At 57.2% G+C, this 21950-nt stretch carries 19 protein-coding genes; 8 read left to right on the forward strand and 11 right to left on the reverse strand.

Annotated features, from left to right (window positions below; all coding sequences use genetic code 11):
- Positions 1-3 precede the first annotated feature (3 nt).
- Genes queE through E4T21_RS10800 form a run of 3 tightly spaced genes read left to right on the forward strand, consistent with a single transcriptional unit; the run spans position 4 to position 1845 of the window.
- Entirely contained in the window at positions 4-705 is a 702-nt protein-coding gene (gene queE, locus E4T21_RS10790; RefSeq protein WP_149284990.1) for a 7-carboxy-7-deazaguanine synthase, read from the forward strand.
- A complete protein-coding gene (locus tag E4T21_RS10795; protein ID WP_149284991.1) occupies positions 705-1538 on the forward strand; it encodes a 6-carboxytetrahydropterin synthase in 834 nt (277 codons plus the stop codon). Before queE ends, E4T21_RS10795 begins: the two co-directional genes overlap by 1 nt.
- 16 nt (positions 1539-1554) lie before the next feature.
- A complete protein-coding gene (locus tag E4T21_RS10800; protein WP_149284992.1) occupies positions 1555-1845 on the forward strand; it encodes a YkgJ family cysteine cluster protein in 291 nt (96 codons plus the stop codon).
- A gap of 59 nt (positions 1846-1904) precedes the next feature.
- Here E4T21_RS10800 and E4T21_RS10805 read toward each other — a convergent pair whose 3' ends face one another.
- From E4T21_RS10805 to E4T21_RS10815, 3 genes are all read right to left on the reverse strand, one after another.
- Positions 1905-5816 carry an ATP-binding protein gene (locus E4T21_RS10805; RefSeq protein WP_149284993.1) on the reverse strand — a complete coding sequence of 1304 codons (3912 nt, stop codon included), beginning with the start codon at positions 5814-5816 and terminating at the stop codon, positions 1905-1907.
- 30 nt (positions 5817-5846) lie between these two features.
- Entirely contained in the window at positions 5847-6479 is a 633-nt protein-coding gene (locus E4T21_RS10810; protein WP_149284994.1) for a MiaE family protein, read from the reverse strand.
- Between the two features lie 124 nt (positions 6480-6603).
- Positions 6604-7080 (reverse strand): DUF1289 domain-containing protein, encoded by a 477-nt coding sequence (locus E4T21_RS10815; RefSeq protein WP_149284995.1) that lies wholly within the window; start codon positions 7078-7080, stop codon positions 6604-6606.
- Between the two features lie 279 nt (positions 7081-7359).
- On the opposite strand from E4T21_RS10815, the gene acnB reads away from it, so the two are divergent.
- Positions 7360-9963, forward strand: a complete 2604-nt coding sequence (acnB, locus tag E4T21_RS10820) for a bifunctional aconitate hydratase 2/2-methylisocitrate dehydratase (RefSeq protein WP_149287151.1) — start codon at positions 7360-7362, stop codon at positions 9961-9963.
- Positions 9964-10167: 204 nt separating this feature from the next.
- On the opposite strand, the gene msrQ is transcribed toward acnB, so the two are convergent.
- Positions 10168-10833 (reverse strand): protein-methionine-sulfoxide reductase heme-binding subunit MsrQ, encoded by a 666-nt coding sequence (gene msrQ, locus E4T21_RS10825; protein ID WP_205423378.1) that lies wholly within the window; start codon positions 10831-10833, stop codon positions 10168-10170.
- Complete coding sequence (gene msrP / locus E4T21_RS10830; protein ID WP_149284996.1) at positions 10833-11768, reverse strand: protein-methionine-sulfoxide reductase catalytic subunit MsrP; 936 nt, start codon at positions 11766-11768, stop codon at positions 10833-10835. Before msrP ends, msrQ begins: the two co-directional genes overlap by 1 nt.
- A 425-nt stretch (positions 11769-12193) precedes the next feature.
- Here msrP and E4T21_RS10835 point away from each other — a divergent pair, with 425 nt between their 5' ends.
- Positions 12194-12808 (forward strand): porin family protein, encoded by a 615-nt coding sequence (locus E4T21_RS10835; protein ID WP_149284997.1) that lies wholly within the window; start codon positions 12194-12196, stop codon positions 12806-12808.
- A 104-nt stretch (positions 12809-12912) separates the two neighbouring features.
- On the opposite strand, the gene E4T21_RS10840 is transcribed toward E4T21_RS10835, so the two are convergent.
- On the reverse strand, positions 12913-13863 hold the full coding sequence (locus E4T21_RS10840; protein WP_240349098.1) for an AraC family transcriptional regulator: 951 nt from the start codon (positions 13861-13863) through the stop codon (positions 12913-12915).
- A gap of 190 nt (positions 13864-14053) precedes the next feature.
- Here E4T21_RS10840 and E4T21_RS10845 point away from each other — a divergent pair, with 190 nt between their 5' ends.
- From E4T21_RS10845 to E4T21_RS10855, 3 genes are all read left to right on the forward strand, one after another.
- Positions 14054-15127 (forward strand): NAD(P)-dependent alcohol dehydrogenase, encoded by a 1074-nt coding sequence (locus E4T21_RS10845; RefSeq protein ID WP_149284998.1) that lies wholly within the window; start codon positions 14054-14056, stop codon positions 15125-15127.
- A 135-nt stretch (positions 15128-15262) separates the two neighbouring features.
- On the forward strand, positions 15263-15748 hold the full coding sequence (rraA, locus tag E4T21_RS10850) for a ribonuclease E activity regulator RraA (protein WP_149284999.1): 486 nt from the start codon (positions 15263-15265) through the stop codon (positions 15746-15748).
- Between the two features lie 63 nt (positions 15749-15811).
- Positions 15812-17686, forward strand: coding sequence for a glycerophosphodiester phosphodiesterase family protein (locus tag E4T21_RS10855; RefSeq protein WP_149285000.1), 1875 nt, complete (start codon positions 15812-15814; stop codon positions 17684-17686).
- 119 nt (positions 17687-17805) lie between these two features.
- On the opposite strand, the gene ggt is transcribed toward E4T21_RS10855, so the two are convergent.
- The 5 genes from ggt to E4T21_RS10880 all read right to left on the reverse strand — a co-directional run bounded on the left by ggt (position 17806) and on the right by E4T21_RS10880 (position 21842).
- Positions 17806-19644, reverse strand: coding sequence for a gamma-glutamyltransferase (gene ggt / locus E4T21_RS10860; RefSeq protein WP_149285001.1), 1839 nt, complete (start codon positions 19642-19644; stop codon positions 17806-17808).
- Entirely contained in the window at positions 19644-20036 is a 393-nt protein-coding gene (locus E4T21_RS10865; protein WP_149285002.1) for a hypothetical protein, read from the reverse strand. The genes ggt and E4T21_RS10865 overlap by 1 nt, the downstream gene beginning before the upstream one ends.
- Positions 20037-20213: 177 nt before the next feature.
- Complete coding sequence (locus tag E4T21_RS10870) at positions 20214-20465, reverse strand: GlsB/YeaQ/YmgE family stress response membrane protein (protein WP_149285003.1); 252 nt, start codon at positions 20463-20465, stop codon at positions 20214-20216.
- Positions 20466-20731: 266 nt separating this feature from the next.
- Complete coding sequence (locus tag E4T21_RS10875) at positions 20732-21355, reverse strand: anti-virulence regulator CigR family protein (RefSeq protein WP_149285004.1); 624 nt, start codon at positions 21353-21355, stop codon at positions 20732-20734.
- An 82-nt stretch (positions 21356-21437) separates the two neighbouring features.
- A complete protein-coding gene (locus tag E4T21_RS10880) occupies positions 21438-21842 on the reverse strand; it encodes a hypothetical protein (RefSeq protein WP_149285005.1) in 405 nt (134 codons plus the stop codon).
- Positions 21843-21950 lie beyond the last annotated feature (108 nt).

The following is a 21950-nucleotide window of genomic DNA, read 5'->3' on the forward strand; positions in this document are numbered from 1 at the left end:
GTCATGTACAGCGTCAAGGAAGCCTTTTATACCCTGCAGGGTGAAGGTGCTCAGAGCGGTCGCGCCAGCGTCTTCTGTCGTTTCAGCGGCTGCAACCTGTGGTCCGGCCGCGAACAGGACCGTGCCAAGGCCCAGTGCCAGTTCTGTGATACCGACTTTGTCGGCACGGATGGTCAGAACGGCGGCAAGTTTGCAGATGCTGGAGACTTGGCAGATCACCTGCTGTCTCTGTGGCAACCAGTGGAGAAAACCTCTCCTGCCGCTCCCTATGTTGTCTTTACCGGGGGCGAACCACTGCTGCAGCTCGATGAAGCACTCATCGACGCCATGCACCAGCGCGGCTTCGACGTCGGGGTAGAAACCAATGGCACCCTGCCTGCCCCTCCTGGCATCGATTGGCTCTGCGTTAGCCCCAAGGGAAGCGCCACCATTGTCCAGACGCATGGCAACGAATTGAAGCTGGTGTTCCCCCAGGCAGATGCACCACCACAGCGCTTCGAGAACATGGCCTTCGAGCACTTTTTGCTGCAGCCCATGGACAAGAGCCATCAGCCTGTAGAAAAGAGCCATCAGCCTGACACCGCTTCCATGATAATCGGCAGTGGCTCCGAGCTCTCGCCCATGGCAGCCTGCGTGGCTCATTGCCTGGCCTATCCACAGTGGCGCCTGTCACTGCAAACACACAAAATTCTGGGGATTGACTGATGGCATTGTTCGTATACCACCTGACCCACGTGGACAGCTCTGTCTGGTGCCCCGAACGCGGCCTGATAGGTGCCAGCTGGAACGTACATGTCGAACTCGACGGACAACTTGGCGAAGACGGCATGCTGTTCGATTTCGGCGAAGTCAAACCGTGGATCAAGTCTCGACTCGATGATGGCATTGATCACACCTTGATCGTGCCAACAGAAGCGCCAGGTATCTCGATCAGTGACTGCCCTGAAGGTATTTGTATCCGCACCACAGAACCTTATGACATGGAAGTGCGTGGTCCCAGACAGGCTTTCACCTTGTTTCCATGGAAACGGATCACTCCCGAGGCACTGGCCATTCATTTGAGTACCGAGATGATGCGACGCCCTCCCGCTCGGGTAGACAGCATTACGCTCACGCTCGAGGAAGAGCGCATCGATGGCGCCGCATACACCTATACCCATGGGCTCAAGCGCCACGCCGGCAACTGCCAGCGAATTGCTCACGGTCATCGCTCACGCCTGCACGTCATCCAGCAAGGGCAGCGTCAGGCCGCACTGGAAACCAGGTATGCCGACTGGCTGTCCGACAGCTACCTGGTCGCTGCTGAGGACATTGTTGCCGAAGGCGACCGTGGCGACTGGTTGCGTACCGCCTATCAGTCCGCTCAGGGCCAGTTCAGTCTGACCCTTCCGACAGATCGGTGCCGTATTCTGCCAACCTCGACGACGGTGGAAAACATCGCTGCCTGGCTGGCAGGCGAAGTCGCCCAGGATACTGGTACACCAACCAGAATCCGGGCTTTCGAAGGCGTGCACAAGGGCGCAACGGCGGAAGTTTGAGAGGTTCAGTGAGAGCATGGTCAGTAAACTGATCGCCCGACAATCTGCAGCCTCTCAGGAAGGCTGTCGACCCGGCTGTGGTGCCTGCTGCATCGCACCCTCGATCAGTTCGCCCATCCCTGGCATGCCCGAGGGAAAACCCGCAGGAATGCGCTGCGTACAACTCGACACGAACAATCTATGCCGCCTGTTCGGTGACCCCAGCCGGCCACAGGTGTGCCTGAGTTTCGATTTCGATGCCGAGCTATGCGGCAGTTCCAGCGCCGATGCCATGCACAATATCAGCGAGCTGGAACGCCTGACCTGAAGGTAACGCTTTCCAGCTCGCCTCCCTACCCTGTCGCGGGCAAGATGCAGGAGGGGTTATCAGAACCCCGAGGCCTGAGTGACACGCTTGTCCAGTAACGTTCGCCACCGCACCAGCACCGGGGCATCACTCAACGACACCTGAGCCAGCAGTTCGCGAAACTGTTCGCGCACTTTTATATCACCGGGCTTGATCAGAGTGAGCCATTGCTCCAGGGCACTGAGTTGCTGATGCAGATTGCCATCACGCTCCGCCTGTTGCGCTGCAAGCTCGATCAGGCTACGGACGACATCGGTGCCACGCCCAAGACGCTGACGCACTCGGGCCAACTGGATGGCAATCTCCGGAACGAACAAAGAGTGGCGCTCACGAGCCATCAACAGGCATTGATCGAGATAATCTTCGGCCTGGTCCAGCTCATCCAACGCTAGACACGCATCCACATACCACAGGTCAGGGCGTTTATAGAGATCTCGACCACTCAGCTCGGCCCATTCCTCATGGCAGGCCTCGATCTGTATCAACCCCTCCTTGTCCCCGGATAACGCCTGCTGCCATCCCACCACTGCCCGAGATGCCAGTTGCCACAGGTGCAGGTCAGCCGAGCACGTCAGTTGACGGGCACGTTGAGCCCGGTGGGCGGCCTCATGAACATGACCAAGCTGGCGATACAACGACGACGCATACATCAGCGCCATGGCCAGGCTACCTGGATGATTGATCTGCTCGGCCAGCCGAATGGCCGACTCCACTTGGTGCTCAGCACGCTGGTAGTCGCCACGCGAGCACAACGCCCAGCCCTGAAAGCAGGCTGCTGCCACCTGTGGGTGATCGGCAAAGGGCAGCCACTCGATCATCATGGTGTTGTTGAGCGGATCCAGCTCTTCCAGGTGATCATAGGCCTCGCGAATGCGTCCTGCCCAATACTCGCAACTGGCGCCAGCATAATCCGCCAAACGGCGATAACGTGGATCGTCCATGCGCGCCGCAAGGTCAGCGAGCCGCGAAGCCAGCAGGAAAGCATCAGCATGAGCATTGCGCTCACTGCAACCGATCCATAACCCCCATTGAACGAGGAAGGCCTGTTCCAGGTCATCCTCGTCATCGGGATTCTGTTCGAGTCGGGAAAGCAGCTCTCGGGCCTTGATAAAGCTGTCGTGAGCGATGATCGACCCTCTCCCCTCCAGCGCATATGCGGCCTGCCCACGAACCGTGAGTAAACTGATCTCGCGCTCCACCGGCTCATCAGCCAGGCGCAGGCTGGCCAGTCCTTCGTCGGCCATTTTCAGGGCCGTACGGTTGGCACTGACCTTGAGCGCTTCCCGGGCTGCCAGTTCAAAGTAGCGTGCTCCCCGGGCATAATGCCCGCTGCGGCGCAGATGCAAGGCAAACTCACCAGGGTGACGGCTAATCCATACGGGATGATGTTCTTCAATCAGATGCACGACCTGACGATGGGTGTCGACCCGAACATCCCGCGGGCAGGAAAGATAGGCGGCTTCGTGCAGCAATTGGTGAGTGAATTGATATTCACGGATGTTGCCTTCGCCTTCGGCAGGCTCAATGATTTCGAGGCGACGCATTTCCTCCAGCGCACGACCCAAGCGATCCGGCTCCCAGCCCGTGCACTCCTTCAGGAAATCGAAGCGGAAATAACGTCCCAGTACAGCGGCGATATGAGCTACTTCACGATCACCATCAAGCTGGTCGATACGACTGCTTAGTAGGCCGAGCAGGCCTCGCGGCAGCTCCTCGAACTGGACACTACGCCCTTCGCGACGGTCCATGTCCAGGCGGCGACAGATCTCCTGCAAGTACAACGGCACACCATCGCAGCGTTCAATGATCTGACTACGCAGACGTGGAGAGAAATGCAGCCCATAGCGCCTGGCCAGTTGCGACAGCAAGCGTGATGACTGCATGGCATCCAGACGACCAAGCGTGATCTGCTGATCCCAGTGCAAGCGGACTGGCAGGGTCTCTCGACCGTGCTGGCTGGCCACCAGAAGAAAGGGACAATTGATCGGCAGGCGCGCCTGTAGGCCAGCGAGCACCTTGAAGGAAGGCTCGTCGACCCATTGCAGGTCATCGATCATCAGCACCAGCGGGCGCTCTTCAGTGAGACGGTGAATCAGCCCGTAGAGCATGGCTACCACCAGCTCCACCGCTTCGCTGCTCTGGGCCAGCAAGGTCACTTCCCGAGGCTCCCTGATCCCCATGGCCTCCGCCAGCCACTCCCAGGATGCCTCCGGCAGCGCCTCTCCGTGAACCTCCTCTACCAGCTTCGTCAGTGAATCAGCATCGATTCCACCATCGAGGTGCCAGCGTATCAGTTGGCGTGCAACGCCGTAGGCCTCCTGCCCCGACAAGCGCGTATTGGGTTGCCAGCATACTGCGGCCTCGCCGATTTGCTCTGAATGACGAAAACCTACCAGCAGAGCTGACTTGCCAAGCCCGGAAGGCCCTCGCACCAATACACTCTGGCGCAGTCCGAGTCCCGCTCGAGCAAGCGCATCGTGCAAGGTCCGAACAGCGCTCTCGCGTCCCACCAGGCTTGGAGGTATGGCATCACGCCCGCCGAGATTATCGCCCAGCACCAGCGCTCGCAGCATCACCCGGCCATCGCGAGCTACCAGGCGCGAGGACAGCCGCGGCTGCAAATCCAGCGCAGGGGGCATATGCTGGCTGGCCTCCTGAGAGATCACCAGCTCACTGCCATCGGCAGCACTCATCAGTGCCAGAGCCCCCTGGCTCACCTGCCCCAGTGGATCGACCAAATGCCGCGCCGGAAGATAAACCACCTGCCCACTATTGAGACCGGCAGCCAGCTCAATGGCCGGCACATCCCCTTCCCCGCTCCAGTGCCGTCGTGACTCCTCGGCGATCTGGCCTCGACAATGCTCGTAGAGCGCCACCAGCTCAGCCAACTGGTGGGCAGGGCCATGGGTACCAAAGCACGCCAGCCCCATGCCGCCCGTGGCACCAGGCAGCCAGAAGCCTCCCAATTGATGACACTGTTTTTCCAGCCAACGCATCAGCTCGATCTGCAGGGCCAGGCAGGCACGACTTTCAGCACGACTGGAAAGGTCCCCGGACAGGCGCAGGCGAATCGCCATCACCGACAACTGCCGGTGGTCCACTTCCTCCTCGCTGAGGGGAGCGCTGTCCATGGCCAGCGTGCGGGAAAAGGCACCTTTGGGAGACATGGTCTGTGGATCTGGCTGGCCATCGGACCAATGACTGGCCAGTTGCAGAAAGCTCGGCTCAGGTTGCTGTCCGGACAGTGCCAGCAACTGCAGGTAATCATTGTATTGTGCATGGGCAGCTGCGACCTGCCCCTTTTCTGCCAGTTGGCGAACCAAACGCTCGTGGAAGGGACCATAACCAGAAAAGCGACTGACCAGCTCCTGCAGCAAGGAATCTGGAATCGATGCATCCTGGGCCAGGACATCTTCGGCAAAGCGAATGACCTTCTGACGCCATTCATTGCGAGCCTGGACAAGCATGCGCTGAAAATCAGGACAGGAAGGCAGTTGCAGCTCTTCAACCAACTCACCACGATAGCAGCGCAGTAGCTTGCCCAGGATTGCCACATCTCGCTCAGCTTCGAGCAGCCCCTGCAAATCATCGATATCAAAGCCCCAATGAGATGGCAGGTGAAAGGCAATGGTCTGCCGGGATACCGTCAGGACCTGGTCTGCGGAATCCCCAAGTGACTGGCGCAAGCAGTGCAAGGCATGACGCAGATTGGTACGGCCTGAGGACAACCCCTGGTCCGGCCACAGCAATTCTGCCAAGGTTGCTCGATTGACGGGCTGATGATGCAACAGCAGATACACCAGCAGTGCCTTGACCTTGTCATAACTGAACTGGATGAGGACATCATCTCCCAATGTCAGAGAAAAGTGCCCAAAAAGTGCCAGGTAATCCTGGTCTTTTATCTGGGAAGCTTCTTGTCCGGCGTCCCGCATGATGTTCCCCTGCATGGCGTCGCCCCGACTTCAGGCCGGTACGCCGCTGTGAAAACGAAAGACATCATCCGGGGTAGAAATCAGCTCGGCCTCGCGTGCACGAAATATCTCGACGCGCGGCTCAACCGGCGCATCGGACACTTGTTTCGCGAGCGTGATGTAATCCTCGAAGTGACGTCCCTCAGACTTAACCAGACCACGGTAGAACTTGGCAAGCTCGGCGTCCAGGTGGGGTATCAGCTGTGCGAAGCGCTCGCAACTACGTGCTTCGATCAGAGCTCCCACGATAAGAAGGTCGACGAGGCGCCCCGGCTCATCGCCACGAACTAGTTTCCTCAGTCCTTCAGCATAGCGGGAAGCACTAATATGGCGATATGTAATGCCCCTGGAAAGCATGATTTTCACCACTTGTTCGAAATGCAGCAGTTCTTCTCTGGCCAATTGGGACATCTTGGTCAGCAGATCCGGCTGGTCCACATAGCGATACATCAGACTCATCGCCGTGGAAGCTGCCTTTTTCTCGCACTGGGCATGGTCGATCAGCAACAGCTCTTCATTGTCGAGAGCCCAGTCGATCCAGCGCTGTGGTGTTTGGCAGGGAAGAAAGTCGATCAGCTCCTGAGGAATCAAGGAGTCATGAGCAACAGCAAGAGAAACGGTCATGAAATGTTAGTCCTGATATACCGTGAATAAGGCTTTTCCCGGACACCCCTGGTCGCGCGCCTTCTCTAAGGGCAATGTCCACAGGTCCTGTCCACAAGGTCTTGTCGCCGAAGGCCATAATGCCCTAGGACCTAGGCCGGCCGGAACACTCACTCAATGAGTGGCTCGACTCGATATCCCGACACCGGCGTGCCTCTCCGGCATCGAGCAATACTTGGTTGATCGCCGCATAAAGCGCCTGAGGATCAGCTGGGCTGCCGGCAACGGGGCGAATGCCGTAACGGCCGACATCCTTGATCTGTTGACGACCCACTCGCAGCAGTTCCACCACTCGTGATAACGCGGGTTGCTCCTGCCGAAAGCGAATCCGGTGCCTGAGCAACTGCTGCTCCAACTGCCCAGCATCCATCACCTCCACGAAACGAGAAGCAGCATCGCTACGCATCTGATCCAGTTCGCGCATGCGCTGTTCGCGTTGCTCAGTGGAAAAGCTGAGCCAGCGCAATATTTCATCATCGTGGCGTTGGCAGCCCCGGCAGACGTTATCTCCCACCGTGGTGGAACATAATCCAACACAAGGCGATACGATGCGTTGCGACATCAACCTCTCCCTACCATAGAATGTCGTTATGGTAGCGCCTGTATCAGCACATGGCACCCTCATTATTTACATGGCGAAAAAGCCGCAACACTTAGTCGCGTCTTGCCGCATTGACCTATCACAACCTATTGTTCGGCCCCCGGAATGACGGGCTCTCTTAACATTGTCTACAATCTAGTTTAGAATTCCGCCACCGTTGACACCGTTGTTCCATCACGTCGTCCCAAGACCGACACCTCGGTCGAGATCGTGACCACCACAACCAATGAGGGCCCCCACGTGCTTGAAGCCTATCGCCAACATGTCGAAGAGCGTGCCCAGGAAGGCGTACCACCCAAGCCCCTGAATGCTGAACAGGCCGCCGCCCTGATCGAACTGCTCAAGGCACCGCCCGCCGGCGAAGAAGAATTCATTCTTGATCTGCTGACCAACCGCATACCTCCCGGTGTGGACGAAGCCGCTTATGTCAAAGCCGGTTTCCTTACTGCTATCGTCAAGGGTGAAGCGACTTCACCGCTGATAGACAAGGTCCACGCGGTCAAGCTGCTGGGTACCATGCAAGGCGGCTACAATATCGCCACTCTGGTCGAACTGCTGGATGACGAAAGCCTGGCCACTGAAGCCGGTGAGCAGCTCAAGCACACCCTGCTGATGTTCGATGCTTTCCATGATGTCGCTGAACGCGCCAAGGCTGGCAACGCAGTGGCCAAGGACGTGATGCAGTCCTGGGCCGATGCCGAGTGGTTCTTGTCCAAGCCGGCACTCGCCGACAAGATCACCCTGACCGTGTTCAAGGTCCCTGGTGAAACCAACACCGATGACCTGTCCCCGGCTCCCGACGCCTGGTCGCGCCCCGACATCCCCTTGCATGCCAATGCCATGCTCAAGAACGAGCGCGAAGGCATTGAGCCTGAAGTGCCCGGCACCAAGGGCCCGATGTCCCAGATTGAAGCGGTCAAGGCCAAGGGCTTTCCTGTTGCCTACGTCGGCGACGTGGTAGGTACCGGCTCTTCTCGCAAGTCCGCCACCAACTCCGTACTGTGGTTCTTCGGCGACGATATTCCCAATGTCCCGAACAAGCGCGCCGGTGGCTTCTGCTTCGGCGGCAAGATTGCTCCGATCTTCTTCAACACCATGGAAGATGCCGGTGCCCTGCCCGTCGAAATGGACGTCTCGAAGATGGAGATGGGCGATGTCATCGACGTATATCCGTACGAAGGCAAGGTCTGCAAGCATGGCACCGATGAGGTCATCAGCACTTTCGAGCTGAAGACCCAGGTCATTCTCGACGAAGTTCGTGCTGGCGGTCGTATTCCGCTGATCATCGGCCGTGGTCTGACCACCAAGGCCCGTGAAGCTCTGGGTCTGGAAGCTTCAGACATCTTCCGTCTGCCCGAACAGCCCAAGGACACTGGCAAGGGCTTCACCCTGGCTCAGAAGATGGTGGGCAAGGCTTGTGGCATGGAAGGCGTGCGCCCTGGCATGTACTGCGAACCGAAAATGACCACTGTGGGCTCCCAGGACACCACAGGCCCGATGACGCGCGACGAGCTCAAGGATCTCGCCTGCCTTGGCTTCCAGGCCGACCTGGTGATGCAGTCCTTCTGCCACACTGCGGCTTATCCGAAGCCGGTGGATGTGGAAACTCACCACACCCTGCCCGACTTCATCATGAACCGTGGCGGTGTCTCCCTGCGTCCGGGCGACGGTATCATCCACTCTTGGCTGAACCGCATGCTGCTGCCGGATACCGTGGGTACAGGCGGTGACTCCCACACCCGTTTCCCGATGGGCATCTCCTTCCCGGCAGGCTCGGGCCTGGTCGCCTTTGCTGCTGCCACCGGCGTCATGCCGCTGGATATGCCGGAGTCCATCCTGGTTCGCTTCAAGGGCAAGCGTCAGCCTGGCGTCACCCTGCGTGACCTGGTCCACGCGATTCCCTACTATGCCATTCAGCAGGGCCTGCTGACCGTCGAGAAGTCCGGCAAGAAGAACGCTTTCTCAGGCCGTGTCCTCGAAATCGAAGGTCTTGAAGACCTCACTGTCGAGCAGGCCTTCGAGCTGTCCGACGCTTCTGCCGAACGCTCCGCAGCTGGCTGCACCATCACGCTGTCTGAAGAGTCAGTAACCGAGTACCTGAAGTCCAACATCACCCTGCTCAAGTGGATGATTGCCAACGGCTACGGTGACAAGCGCACCATTGAGCGCCGCATCCAGGGCATGGAGGAGTGGCTGGCCAACCCGAGCCTGATGCGTGCCGATGCTGACGCCGAGTACGCTGCCGTGATCGAAATCGATCTGGCTGACGTCGACCAGCCGGTACTGTGTGCTCCGAACGATCCGGACGATGCCCGCCTGCTGTCTGAAGTTGCTGGCGAAAAGATCGATGAAGTTTTCATCGGCTCGTGCATGACCAACATTGGCCATTTCCGTGCAGCCGGCAAGCTGCTCGAGAAACAGCCCGCTGGTAGCTTGCAGACCCGCTTGTGGCTCGCTCCGCCAACCAAGATGGATCAGCACCAGTTGACCGAAGAAGGCTATTACGGCATCTACGGACGCGCCGGTGCTCGCATGGAAATGCCCGGTTGTTCCCTGTGCATGGGTAACCAGGCGCGCGTGGCTTCCAAGAGCACGGTGGTTTCCACTTCGACGCGCAACTTCCCCAATCGCCTCGGCGATGGCGCCAACGTCTACCTGGCCTCCGCAGAACTGGCGGCAGTGGCTGCGGTGGAAGGCAAGCTGCCCAGTGTTGACGAATACAAGCGTTACATGGGAGAGTTCGATGCCATGGCGGGGGAAATCTACCGCTACATGAACTTCCACGAGATCGAGGAATACCAGAAGTTGGCCTCGACCGTGATCCCGGTGGTCCAGGAAGCCTGATGCCCCAAAAGGCCTAAGACTCCAACCACCTTGCTTCGACTCCGATGCTCGCAACATCGAAAGGTCCGTCCACGGACAGACCCGAGCCGATGAACGAAGCGCCCTACGGGGCGCTTTTTTTAATTCTGACAGTTCAGTTCTAAAGGTTTGGTTCTGAAAGGTTTGATTTGAGAAGAGAGCGGGGAAGAATGCTGAAGAGGAAGTTCAGCGACGCGCAGCCGCAGCTCCGTGCCCTACTGACGTCGAACTGGTCATGTATCGCTGCCATGGGACTCGTGCCACAAGCAGCAGCACAATAATTGCCATGTACACTAGTGGCTCAGCTTCCCAGGTACGCACCAACCACACATAGTGCAGGGCGCCCAGCAAGACCGCGACATAGGTCAGACGATGCAGCTTGAGCCAACGCTTGCCGCCAAGCCATCGGACAGCCTTGTCATTCGAGGTCAGCGCCAGGGGAATCATCAGGATGAGCGCCGCCATGCCGATGGTGATATAGGGACGCTTGAAGATATCTTCCACCGCCTGACTCCATAGCAATCCCATATCCAGCACCAACCAGGCCGCCAGGTGCGCCACGATGTAGTAAAAACCCATCAGGGCAATGGCGCGCCGGAAGCGGGCCAGGATGATACCCGTCCAGAGTCTCAAGGGAGTTATCGCCAATACGACCACCAGCAACTGCAGGCCGGTTTCACCGAGACGATGCTCAATTTCCTTGACCGGATCAGCGCCAAGACCACCGCTGAAGGTCAACCATGTCAGCCATAGAAAGGGTAACAGGCACAGTAGATAACCTGTGCCTGCAGGAACCCGGCGTAGCGCCTTGTTGATTCGACGCGCCATGCCATCAGGCAACAGTCTAGCCATCAGTAGAGTTTCCTCAGATCCATGCCGGAATAGAGATGGGCCACCTGGTCGGCATAGCCATTGAACATCTTAGTTGGCTGACGACCGCCGAACAGACCAGCCCCAATGCGACGTTCTGAAGCCTGACTCCAGCGCGGATGGTCTACCTCGGGATTGACGTTGGCATAAAAGCCATATTCGCTGCTCTGGAGTTGGTTCCAGGTCGCATATGGCATTTCTTCGGTCAAGGTGATCTTGACGATGCTCTTGATCGACTTGAAACCATATTTCCAGGGCACGACCAGACGCAGCGGAGCGCCGTTCTGATTGGGTAATGGATCCCCATACAGTCCGGTGGCCAGAATGGTCAGAGGATGCATGGCCTCATCCAGACGCAAGCCTTCACGATAGGGCCAGTTCAGTGCATTGCCACGCTGCCCGGGCATCTCTTCAGGTCGTAAGAGCGTTTCGAAGGCAACATATTTCGCGCCAGGGCGCACACCAACCCGGTTGAGCAGGTCTGCCAGCGGGAAACCAATCCAGGGAATGACCATGGACCAGGCTTCCACGCAGCGCAGGCGATAGATACGCTCCTCGAGAGAAACATTCTTGAGGATGTCCTCCAGCCCATATTGACCGGGCTTCTCCACCAGTCCGCCAATCTCCACCGACCACGGGTCCGTGGTCAGGGTATGGGCATTGCGTGCGGGATCTTCCTTACCAGTGCCGAACTCGTAGAAATTGTTGTAGTGAGTGATGTCTTCCAGATCGTTAGGCTTGTCACTCGTGGACAGGGGAGACTCTCGATAGTCCAGCATGCCAGCCATTGCTGGACCGGCAAAGGCAATGCCTGCCGCAGTGGCTACAGCAGACCTCAGCAACTGACGGCGGCTCAGATAAACATTGTGTGGCGTGACATCATGCCACTTCAGGTCGGGGGTGCGCTTGATAATCATCCTGTTCCTTTTCACCTTTCGTCATCCGTCGGTAACACCATGACACCGATTGATAGAGGCACAGACCATGCTTCCCTCAAGTCAACTGAGAGTTGGTCACCCTCCTATACCACTTCCTTACATGCCCTTGGTACTGATCCGCTCATATCAGCAAAAGACCGGATATCGAATTGCTGAGACACCCCGTCCCTTCATTGGTTCGTCTCGACTTACCGACAGTTACGTCTCCAACACCCAACAGCAACGTACCGTACGTCACCAAACGTCTCTTTAGTGTTACAGGGCGCCATATTAAGGTGGTTCACGAAGGCAGGATGCCGAAGCGGCGTAGTACGCCCCATTAGGAAACACTGTTTTATAACTAATGGAAATCACTACTCCTGAAACACCAAGCCTGACACACCAAGAAACAAGGAGATCTCCCCATGACTCAGCAACGTTACGTTCAGACCCTGTATCGTCTTGGAATCGCCGGCCTGGCTGCAGGCACCCTGGCTGCGGCCCCTACTGCCTTTGCCGCTGATGATGAATCTGGCCCTTATATCGGTGCAGGTGTCGGTTTCAGCTCACAGCAAAATGATGATGACGACATCGATGAATTTATCGATGCCGGCACGAGTGACTTCGATGTCGACGATGAAGACAATGTCTGGAAGGTCTATGGCGGCTACAACTTCAACCGCTATCTCGGTGTTGAAGCTTTCTATACCGATCTCGGCACCGTGAAGATAAAGGAACACGGCCGGGCCAATGCCAATCTGGACTCCACCGCCTATGGTGCCAATGTTGTCGGTAAGCTGCCGATCACCGACTGGTTCAGCCCATACGCCAAGGTTGGTGCCGCACATTGGGAGACGGATGTTCACGGCAACCTTGGCAATGACCGTACCGTCAACAAGGACGGCACCGGCATGGTCTATGGCGTAGGTGCCGAATTCCAGCTCGCACCGGTCATTCTGCGCACAGAATACGAGCGTTATGATCTGGACAAGCGTTTCACCGTGGATGCCTTCACGGCCTCCGTGGGTATGCGTTTCTGATGTCCCTCTCCCCCTGACGACCTCTCGAGGGCGGCTTCATGCCGCTCTCGCTTTATCCAGGCCCACGATCCACTCCATATTCCGAGCGCCCCCAGGCCATTCAGTCACCCCTGTGATGGGCTGACACCAAAATAGCGCTTGTACTCACGGCTGAACTGAGAAGTGCTGCGATAGCCAACTTCAAGTGCCGCACGAGCAACATTGAAGCGCTCCTGACTCAACAGCATCCGGGCCCTGAGCAGACGCAATCGTTTGAGATACTGCACCGGAGACATTTGTGTGGTCTGCCTGAAGTGATGATGGAAGTGCGAGGCGCTCATGTTGACTCGATTGGCGAGTGTTTCGACAGTCAGTGGCGCAGCAAAGTGGCGATGCAGATAGGACAGGGATTCAGCGATACGTGCATAGTGCCCATGGCTCTGTACCAATTGACGTAGCGACTGGCCTTGAGGTCCAGTCAGTGCAGCAAACAGGACTTCCCTGACCCTTCCGCTACCCAGCGCATCACAAGCAACCTTGTCATGCAGGCAGCTCGCCAAGCGTTGTACCGCTTCAGCCATGGAGGCATCGATGGCAACCGCCGCCATCGGTTCTGGACGATACAAGTCCATACCACTCTGCTCCGAATGGTTTATCTCGGGCACATGTTGAACCAGTTCACTCAATGTGAGGGGATCCACGGCAATGTTGATCCCAAGCAAGGGCGCTTCCGGGCTCGTCAGTGTCTCGCACTCAAACGGCAGCGGCATCGCCTGTACCAGATAATTTCCGGGGCCATAGTGAATGACTCGCTCCCCCAGATAACCGATCTTGTCGCCCTGCGCGATGACAAAGAGTCCTGGTTCATAAATCAAGGGGGTTCGCGGATGGCCACACTCAGAGGCAATCAGCCTGACCCCCTCGATGGGTGTATCGGAAAACCCTTCTTTTTCGATCAGTGGCTTCAGGGTTGCAGCCAACCCCTCAGCCCAACGGCCTGTCATGTCGCCAGTACCAGCCACAGAGTTATCAGCCACAAGCTCGAGTGACGATGGCATTGAAAGATGATTGAGCATGCTGCTTTCCCTTCTCAGGCTAATCAGGCTGTCATCATGTTCAGCGTATTGTGCATGATTTTTGCGAGGAATAGGCATCACGCAACAAACCACCATAGGATCCGGCATCCATATCAGAGAAACGGGCATGGCCGCACAGGGAAAGATCACCCACAATAGCGAGCACTGTTCACCCCACCGGGAGTCCCTCATGACACAGAGCACCTCTGTGCCCGCCAAGGGTTATGCTGCACACTCATCCACGACACCTCTGCAGCCGTGGAACTTCACAAGACGCACGCCGCGCCCAGACGATGTCTCGATCGAGATCCTCTACTGTGGTGTCTGCCACAGTGACCTGCACTTTGCCCGCGATGACTGGGGCATGGCCTCTTATCCGGTAATACCGGGCCATGAGATTGTCGGCCGTGTCACGGCGGTAGGTAATGACGTCACTCAGTACAAGGTCGGCGACCTGGTCGGTGTCGGCTGCATGGTGGACTCATGCCGCCACTGCCAAGCCTGCAATGATGGCCTGGAGCAGTTCTGCCTGGAAGGTTTCACCATGACCTACGGCAGCCCGGACAAGCACGATGGCACCCTGACCCAGGGCGGTTATTCCGACAAGGTCGTGGTCAGCGAGCGCTTCGTGGTACGCATGCCCGACGGCATAGACCTCAAGTCCGCCGCACCGCTCCTTTGCGCAGGCATCACCACTTATTCCCCCCTCAAGCACTATGGCGTCAAGGCTGGTCACAAGGTTGGCGTCATCGGCATGGGAGGACTTGGACATATCGGGGTCAAGCTGGCCAAGGCCATGGGAGCAGAGGTGACGATCTTCACTCGCTCTGCTTCCAAGGTTGCTGAAGCCAAGAGCCAGGGAGCCGATCATGTTGTCGTATCTACCGATGAAGCACAGATGGCTTCCGTCACGGGGCAGTTTGACTTCATGCTTGATACCGTTCCGGTAAAGCACGACATCAATCCTTATCTCAATGCCCTGAAATACGATGGCACGCATATTCTGGTAGGTCTGCTGGAGCCACTCGAACCTGCCGTCGAGGGTATCAACCTCGTCTTCAAACGCCGCGTACTGGCAGGCTCGTTGATCGGGGGAATGCCGGAAACCCAGGAGGTCCTCGATTTCTGTGCCGAGCACGGCATCAGCTGTGATGTCGAGATGATCAATATCGACCAGATCAACGAAGCCTGGCAACGCATGGAAGAAGGTGATGTGAAGTACCGCTTTGTCATTGACATGGCAACGCTGAAAGACACTGACTGAACCACAGGAGTCTCGCGAACCACGTGCACCATGTTGCGCGTGGTTCATTTATCGAGATCTCACTGAGCTTTACCCCAGCACAGCAGCAGCAGATACTGAATGGACCACATTTCATTCTGGCAAGGAGCTGCTGTGATGCCCCCCATCGTTACTCCAGACATCTGTGACGCCTACCCTGACGTCGAGGTGCTTGAGCCTATCTTCGCCAATTTTGGTGCTATTGAGGCATTCTGCGGTCAGGCAAGAACCGTAAAGTGCTTCGAAGACAATTCTCTGGTCAAGCAGGCTGTGGCGGAGCCTGGCGATGGCGCCGTGCTGGTGGTTGATGCCGGTGGGTCCACGCGCTGTGCCATGCTTGGCGATATTCTGGCCGAACAGGCTGCCACCAATGGCTGGGCAGGTGTGGTGATGTACGGCTGCGTACGCGATGTCGATGCTCTCGCACAGACAGCGCTTGGCATCCAGGCATTGGGCGCTCATCCGCGCAGGAGCGAGAAACGCGGCGAAGGCACCCGCGACATCCCGGTGGTCATTGCCGGTGTCACCATCGCGCCTGGCCAGTGGTTGTACGCCGATAACAACGGCATTCTGGTCGCCCAAGAACGCCTCAGCCTCGCCTGACCGACCTCCAGGCACCACAATAGAAATTGTGGTGCCTTCGGCTCGATTCATCGGCATGCTGTCATGACTTCACTGGCCAAGGCTGTATTCATCAGTCTACGTGATCATCTCAGGCCACTGCTGGCCTACCACCTGCTGTTCACTGTGCTGGCCTCTGCCCTGCTGCTTCCGGCCATGGGCTGGGCGCTGTCATCCTGGCTGCGTAACGTGGGACGTCCTCTGGTGACCACCGTGGACGCCATCAACCTGCTGCTCACCCCGGCAGGGTTGGCCTGGATCTATGCCAGCGTGGTCGCCGTACTGACGCTGCTGTACCTGCAACAAGCAGGGATGATGCTCATGGCCTTCGACCGCCGAGGTTCACATGCGCATCAGGCGATGGTTGCCTTCTGGCAGACATTGCATCGCCTGCCTGCCTTGCTCTCGCTGGCCATGATCCAGGTGGCGTGTCATCTGGCCATGATCGTCGTTGTCTTGCTATGCCTGGACTGGCTGTATCAAGGCATGCTCGGGCATCTGGACGCCTACTATGTACGCCGAGTCAGGCCCATGGAGTTCTGGCTCTTCATCGCCTCCTGCCTGCCGGTCATCGGCACCTGGGCAGCACTGGCCGGTCGTCAACTGCTGCACTGGTGGCTGGCTCTTCCCTGTCTGATTCTGGAAAAGCTCAGTGCCCCGGCTGCGCTGAAACGCAGCCATGCCCTCACCCATGACAATCTGTCCGGCATGGCTGCGGCAGTCATCTCGATGCTGGCCATCATCCTGGGGTTGCCCTGGGCAATATCCTTCGCCTTCGGCAGCATGCTGTCTCCACTGTTGGCGCAGTTGCCGGACAACCATAGCCTAGTCGTCAGCGTGATGCTGATAGTGGTGACGCTCGTCACTCTGATCACCCTTGCGGTAGCCTTCGCCGCCATCGCCCTCAATGCCTTGCTGGCAACCTGCCTTTACCTTGATCGGGCTCATAGCCTGCCTCACCTGCAACCACCGCCTCGGAGTGCCCATCCAGGGCGTTTAGCCTGGGCCGTGGAGGCAGCGGCTGTCATCTTTGCTCTTTCCCAGGCCTGGCTGATGCTGGAAAGCCATGAGATCAATGATGACGTCAGCGTCATCGCCCATCGCGGCAGCTCCTGGACAGCTCCGGAAAACAGCCTGTCTGCAGTGCGTCTGGCCACTGACGAAGGTGCTGATCAGGTAGAAGTCGATGTACGCCTGAGTGCTGACGGTGTGGCCGTACTCAGTCATGATTCCAGTCTACGTCGCCTGACGGGTGATGAACGGCGTATCGCCGACCTCGATTGGCAGACTCTGGCAAAGATGGATATCGGTTCCAGCTTCAACCATACCTTCATGGGAGAAGCGTTGGCACGCCTGGATCAAGCCCTGGCTGAAGTGAGAGGCAAGGCAGGGTTGATCATCGAGCTCAAACCCAGCGGTGGCAATGAACGCCAGTTGATCGATGCCGTAATGAAGACACTGCATGCCGAGCGTGATTGGCGGATACGCTGTCGTAACCGAGGAGAGGACTTCCTGGCCCGACATATCTGTGGCAACCCTGCTATCTTCGAAGATGTCTGGCTCGCCACGCTTTCCTACCATCAGCTCATCCAGATCAACCACCAGGCTCCAGAGGCCCGAACCCTGCTTCTGGCCGAATGGGCCCTGCCAGGCGGGCTACCCCGCCACCGCTTCCAGGCACTAGGCCTGAATCATGCGCGCATCGACACTGACGAGATCGAACGCGCCCACTTTGCCGGCAACAAGCTATATGCCTGGACAGTCAATGATCAAAGCCGCATGGCCCGGCTGATCGACATGGGTGTCGATGGTATCATCACCGATCGTCCAGACCTGCTCCACAGCCTGCTCGTAGAACGACAGAGGATGGGCGATGGGGAGCTATTGATGTTGAAATTGCGCCACTGGTTGTCCCGTTGACCAGGCCAACAATCTGATGCGTCGACATCTTGCTTGTCGAAACCTTCCATCGAAAAAGCGCCATCCCGTGACAAGAGATGGCGCTTTTCCATTCAACACGAACGCTCTCGCCGACGATATCAGTCCCCCATCACGATACCCTCACGACGAGGATCGGCACCACCCTGGATACCTTCCTCCGTGACCCGCAATGCCTGCAGACCACTCACCAGCTCCTGGGTCTCGACGTCATGCCCCAAACCCTCGAGGTCATTGATGGTGGATTGCGGGAAGCGCCCTTCCTCCAGATACACTTTATCTCCAAGAGTCACCGCATGCGGCAGATTCAAGGCCTCCTGTGGCGACAGCCCCCAATGCAGCATGGCGTCCATGGCCTCGCCAGTGTAGTGGATAATGGCGGCTCCACCGGGAGAGCCCAGACTAGCGACCAGGTCACCGCTGGCGTTATCAAACACCAGAGTTGGACTCATGCTTGAGCGGGGTCGCTTGCCAGGCTCCACACGATTGGCAATGGGGTTGCCTTGCTCATCCTGCGCGGTGAAGGAAAAGTCCGTCATCTCATTGTTGAGCAGATAGCCTCCCGCCAGTTCACTGCCGCCATTGGCCATGATGCGCGACCCAAAGGCCTGCTCGATGGTCGTTGTCATGGCGATGGCCTGACCATCTGCATCGATGATGCTGATATGGCTGGTACCATGTTCTGGCTGATTCGGCTGGGATGCCCAGGCCGTCTGCACTTCTCCAGGATTACCTGGTTTGGCTCCTCCACTGCCCATGCTCTGTTCCGAGACAAGAGCGGCACGACTGGCCAGGTAATCTGGCGCCAGCATGGTATTCCAGTCGCCACCAGGAGCCTCGACGAAATCCGGATCACCGATGTATCGACCACGATCGGCAAAGGCCAGACGAGACGCTTCCAGGAAAGGATGCAGCCAATCCACAGTAGGCACCCCATCATGCACCGGCACTTCGACTTCAGGCAGTGCAGCCATGATGCCCAGCGTCTGCATCATAGTCAGGTGGCCAGAGGAAGGTGGAGGAAAACCGCACACTTTGTACTCGCGCCATGGCGTGCACAACGCATCTCGCTCTACTGCCTCGTAGGAAGACAGGTCATCCAGGGTCATGCTACCGGGGGATTCATGCCCTTGAACCCTGGCAACCAGGTCTTCGGCGATGTCTCCCTGGTAAAAAGCGGCACTGCCTTCTTCACTGATGCGTGTCAGTATCTCGGCCAGAGCGGGGTTCTTCAGGACAGTGCCCGCTGCCAGCGGGTTACCGGCATCATCGAAATAGTAATGCCGGGCAATGGCATCTTCGGCCAACGATGGAGTCGATACCAGGCTCTGATATAACCGGGGGCTAACCGGGAAACCTTCGGTTGCCAGCGTGATCGCAGGTTCAAACAGATCCTTCCAGGCGAGCTTGCCATAAGCCTGATGGGCAGCCTCCAGCATCTTGATGGTACCCGGCACTCCCACTGCGCGACCACTTTCCACTGCCGCCGTGAAATCCAGCGGATTACCTTCCTGATCGAGGAACAGGTCTTCCCCGGCGCCCATGGGCGCCTTTTCACGACCATCGTAGGCATGCACCTGGTCGCCATCGAACAGCATCAGGAAAGCACCGCCCCCGATGCCACTGGATTGAGGTTCCACCAGGGTAAGCACCATTTGCACTGCAATGGCAGCATCGATCGCCGAACCACCCGCCTTCAGCACCTGATAACCGGCATCAGTCGCCAATGGGTTCGCCGCAGCCACGGCAAAGGTCGATGTTGTCCACCCCGGCTTTTCTTCATAACCAGAGCCAGACTCAGGGGCTACAGCCGGAGCGCTGTAGTGGAACCCATCCTGGGCCACAGCCACACCGCTCAGCCAGAGCGTCATGCCCGCACAAGTACTGAATGCAATGGCTCGTGCGAGCCGTTGGCGCGAAAAGATATTGTCAGGGGTCATCACAGTTCCTTTTGTTCGTATCGTGAAACCCGCCATAGAGCGAGAAAGGACAGCGCTGCCAGCACCAGCAATATGACAGCAGCCCATCCCACTACTGTCACCAGTTGATGATAACCCGCCGGCACATCCTCAGAGCGGGCTTGCATGCCTATCTGTGCCAGCTTGATAACTCCGAAGAGAAACAGGGCAAATAGCCCCAGTGGTAATGTCGAACGACATTTGGCCAGAAAACGAGTCAACAGATTGGGCGGTGCAAGTGGGGCTTTCTCAACCTTGATCGGCTTGGCCTTGTCGGAAGACTTGGCTGATCCCCGCACAGGCTTGGCCGTTGAAGAAGTGCGCTTTGCAGCCGACGCCCTTGGCTTGGGCGTGACCTTTTTTGGTGGTGACACTCGAGATTTTGCCGTCCTGGGAGTGTGAGCCGGCGTCAGCCGCTGAATGCACCAGCGACCTAATGCCCATGCGGCCCACCCCAGACAAACGACAATGGACAGCATGACGCTGCCCATTACCAGCAAATATGCCATTTATACCAACAATGCTGAACAGGATAGCAGCACGAGAAGCTGTTACCCCTTGACTTTGCGATAGATGAAAAGCAACACCAAAGCGCCAATCACCGCCGTAATGATGCTACCAATGCTGATTTCGCTGACGGGACCACCAATACCAACGAGAGAGCCCAGAAAGCCACCCACGAACGCACCGGCAATACCAATCAATGTCGTGACAATAAAGCCACCAGGGTCCTTACCCGGCATGATCCATTTCGCCAGTATGCCGGCAATTAGCCCCAATATGATCCACGAAAAAATTCCCATAACACCCTCCTGAGTTTTTAACATCCTGTTGAACCCATACCACTGCCAGTCATCCATATGACAGGTTGAAATGGTAGATCTTGGGCATGTCGCTTTTATGTCGCTGCCGGGACCTCCATTGAAGCGGCTGAGACAGACATTGGCAACATCAATGAGCATAGATGCACAAAACAACGCCCTCAAGTGCACTTGAACACTTGAGGGCGTTATCTTGACGCTGACCTGAAGCAGTCAGAAACAGGCCAAATGGATACACATGACCAGAATCAGTCGAAGATATCCCAGATAATATGCTCTACCACGTCATTGGCAGCATTGATCAGTACCGCTGCCGTACCGATCTGGAGCCACTCATATCCATCGTAACGAGGCAACACGTCATAGAAACGGTTATCAAAACGCTGCTTGGCAATTCCTGGAGGCAGCGGCTTGCCACGCTGAAGGTTCTGGCGAATGCCAGGTGGAAGTGCCTGATAGTTGCCAGCATGCCAGTCGCTGTGATCATGGAAGATACTGCGAATATGACTATCATCGAAATCGAAGTCACGGTCATGGCTGTAGTTTCGATCATGGCTATAGTCACGATCATGATCGAAATCACGATGATCGCGATCGAAGTCTGAATCAGGCCGGTTGCTGTCATGGCGATAGGATGAGTCAACACTATGCCCCTTGTCCTGAAACTTTTCTGGACCATGATTACCCTGGCCACCACCATGACCTTGTTGCTGGACCTTGTCAGGGCCATGGCCCTGATTATTACCATGGCCCTGACCATTATTACCGGCAACAGCCGTGGCACTGAACGTCGCCAGTGCAAGTACCAGAAGCGCCGGCTTCCAGACACCTGAAACCCTGTTGTTCAGCGGCATATCATTGTCTCGGCACATGGTATTTTCCTCTCGCTACAGGGCTTGCATATAGGCCCCGGATAATCGGTGCCCACTGCTTCTTCTGCTAATGTCGAGGACATCAGTTGAGCAGTTGGCGAGCGACCTCATTGATCACCTGATTGGCAATATTATCTATTTCACGACTATTGTAGCCCAGCCCTTCACGGTCAAAATCATCATAGCGATCCCGGTCGTAACGTTCATGATACTCGTACCTATCATCACCACGACGTTCTTCGAGATACTCTTCGCGGGCCTCCTGGTACTCTTCGCGAGCTTCCAGATAGTCTTCTCGGGCTTCCCAATAGTCATCATCACGATCTTCGTCATGGTGATCGTAGTAACGGTCGTATCTAGACTCATCCTTCCAGGAATCTGCCCACACCATGCCAGTGGGAAATATCAGCATAGTAGCCAGCACAGTTGCCAGGATTCTGCTGTGATGCTTCTTGCCCTGGCACGTGGCAACTTGCAGCTTATTCATTACAAGGTCCTCCATGGGCTTGCTAAATAGCACCAGTTTACCCATTGGATGCAATTAAGCAGCCTGTCTGCACCAGACTCCCTGACATTTGCACCACTGTAGTCGATC

The sequence above is a fragment of the Halomonas binhaiensis genome, assembly GCF_008329985.2.
GTDB lineage: Bacteria > Pseudomonadota > Gammaproteobacteria > Pseudomonadales > Halomonadaceae > Halomonas > Halomonas binhaiensis.

Bases quoted from the DNA above. Each gene is read 5' to 3' on its own strand.
- queE (WP_149284990.1), top strand. From the start codon at position 4: ATGTACAGCGTCAAGGAAGCCTTTTATACCCTGCAGGGTGAAGGTGCT.
- E4T21_RS10795 (WP_149284991.1), top strand. From the start codon at position 705: ATGGCATTGTTCGTATACCACCTGACCCACGTGGACAGCTCTGTCTGG.
- E4T21_RS10800 (WP_149284992.1), top strand. From the start codon at position 1,555: ATGGTCAGTAAACTGATCGCCCGACAATCTGCAGCCTCTCAGGAAGGC.
- E4T21_RS10805 (WP_149284993.1), bottom strand. From the start codon at position 5,816: ATGCGGGACGCCGGACAAGAAGCTTCCCAGATAAAAGACCAGGATTAC.
- E4T21_RS10810 (WP_149284994.1), bottom strand. From the start codon at position 6,479: ATGACCGTTTCTCTTGCTGTTGCTCATGACTCCTTGATTCCTCAGGAG.
- E4T21_RS10815 (WP_149284995.1), bottom strand. From the start codon at position 7,080: ATGTCGCAACGCATCGTATCGCCTTGTGTTGGATTATGTTCCACCACG.
- msrQ (WP_205423378.1), bottom strand. From the start codon at position 10,833: ATGGCTAGACTGTTGCCTGATGGCATGGCGCGTCGAATCAACAAGGCG.
- msrP (WP_149284996.1), bottom strand. From the start codon at position 11,768: ATGATTATCAAGCGCACCCCCGACCTGAAGTGGCATGATGTCACGCCA.
- E4T21_RS10835 (WP_149284997.1), top strand. From the start codon at position 12,194: ATGACTCAGCAACGTTACGTTCAGACCCTGTATCGTCTTGGAATCGCC.
- E4T21_RS10840 (WP_240349098.1), bottom strand. From the start codon at position 13,863: ATGCTCAATCATCTTTCAATGCCATCGTCACTCGAGCTTGTGGCTGAT.
- E4T21_RS10845 (WP_149284998.1), top strand. From the start codon at position 14,054: ATGACACAGAGCACCTCTGTGCCCGCCAAGGGTTATGCTGCACACTCA.
- rraA (WP_149284999.1), top strand. From the start codon at position 15,263: ATGCCCCCCATCGTTACTCCAGACATCTGTGACGCCTACCCTGACGTC.
- E4T21_RS10855 (WP_149285000.1), top strand. From the start codon at position 15,812: ATGACTTCACTGGCCAAGGCTGTATTCATCAGTCTACGTGATCATCTC.
- ggt (WP_149285001.1), bottom strand. From the start codon at position 19,644: ATGACCCCTGACAATATCTTTTCGCGCCAACGGCTCGCACGAGCCATT.
- E4T21_RS10870 (WP_149285003.1), bottom strand. From the start codon at position 20,465: ATGGGAATTTTTTCGTGGATCATATTGGGGCTAATTGCCGGCATACTG.
- E4T21_RS10875 (WP_149285004.1), bottom strand. From the start codon at position 21,355: ATGTGCCGAGACAATGATATGCCGCTGAACAACAGGGTTTCAGGTGTC.
- E4T21_RS10880 (WP_149285005.1), bottom strand. From the start codon at position 21,842: ATGAATAAGCTGCAAGTTGCCACGTGCCAGGGCAAGAAGCATCACAGC.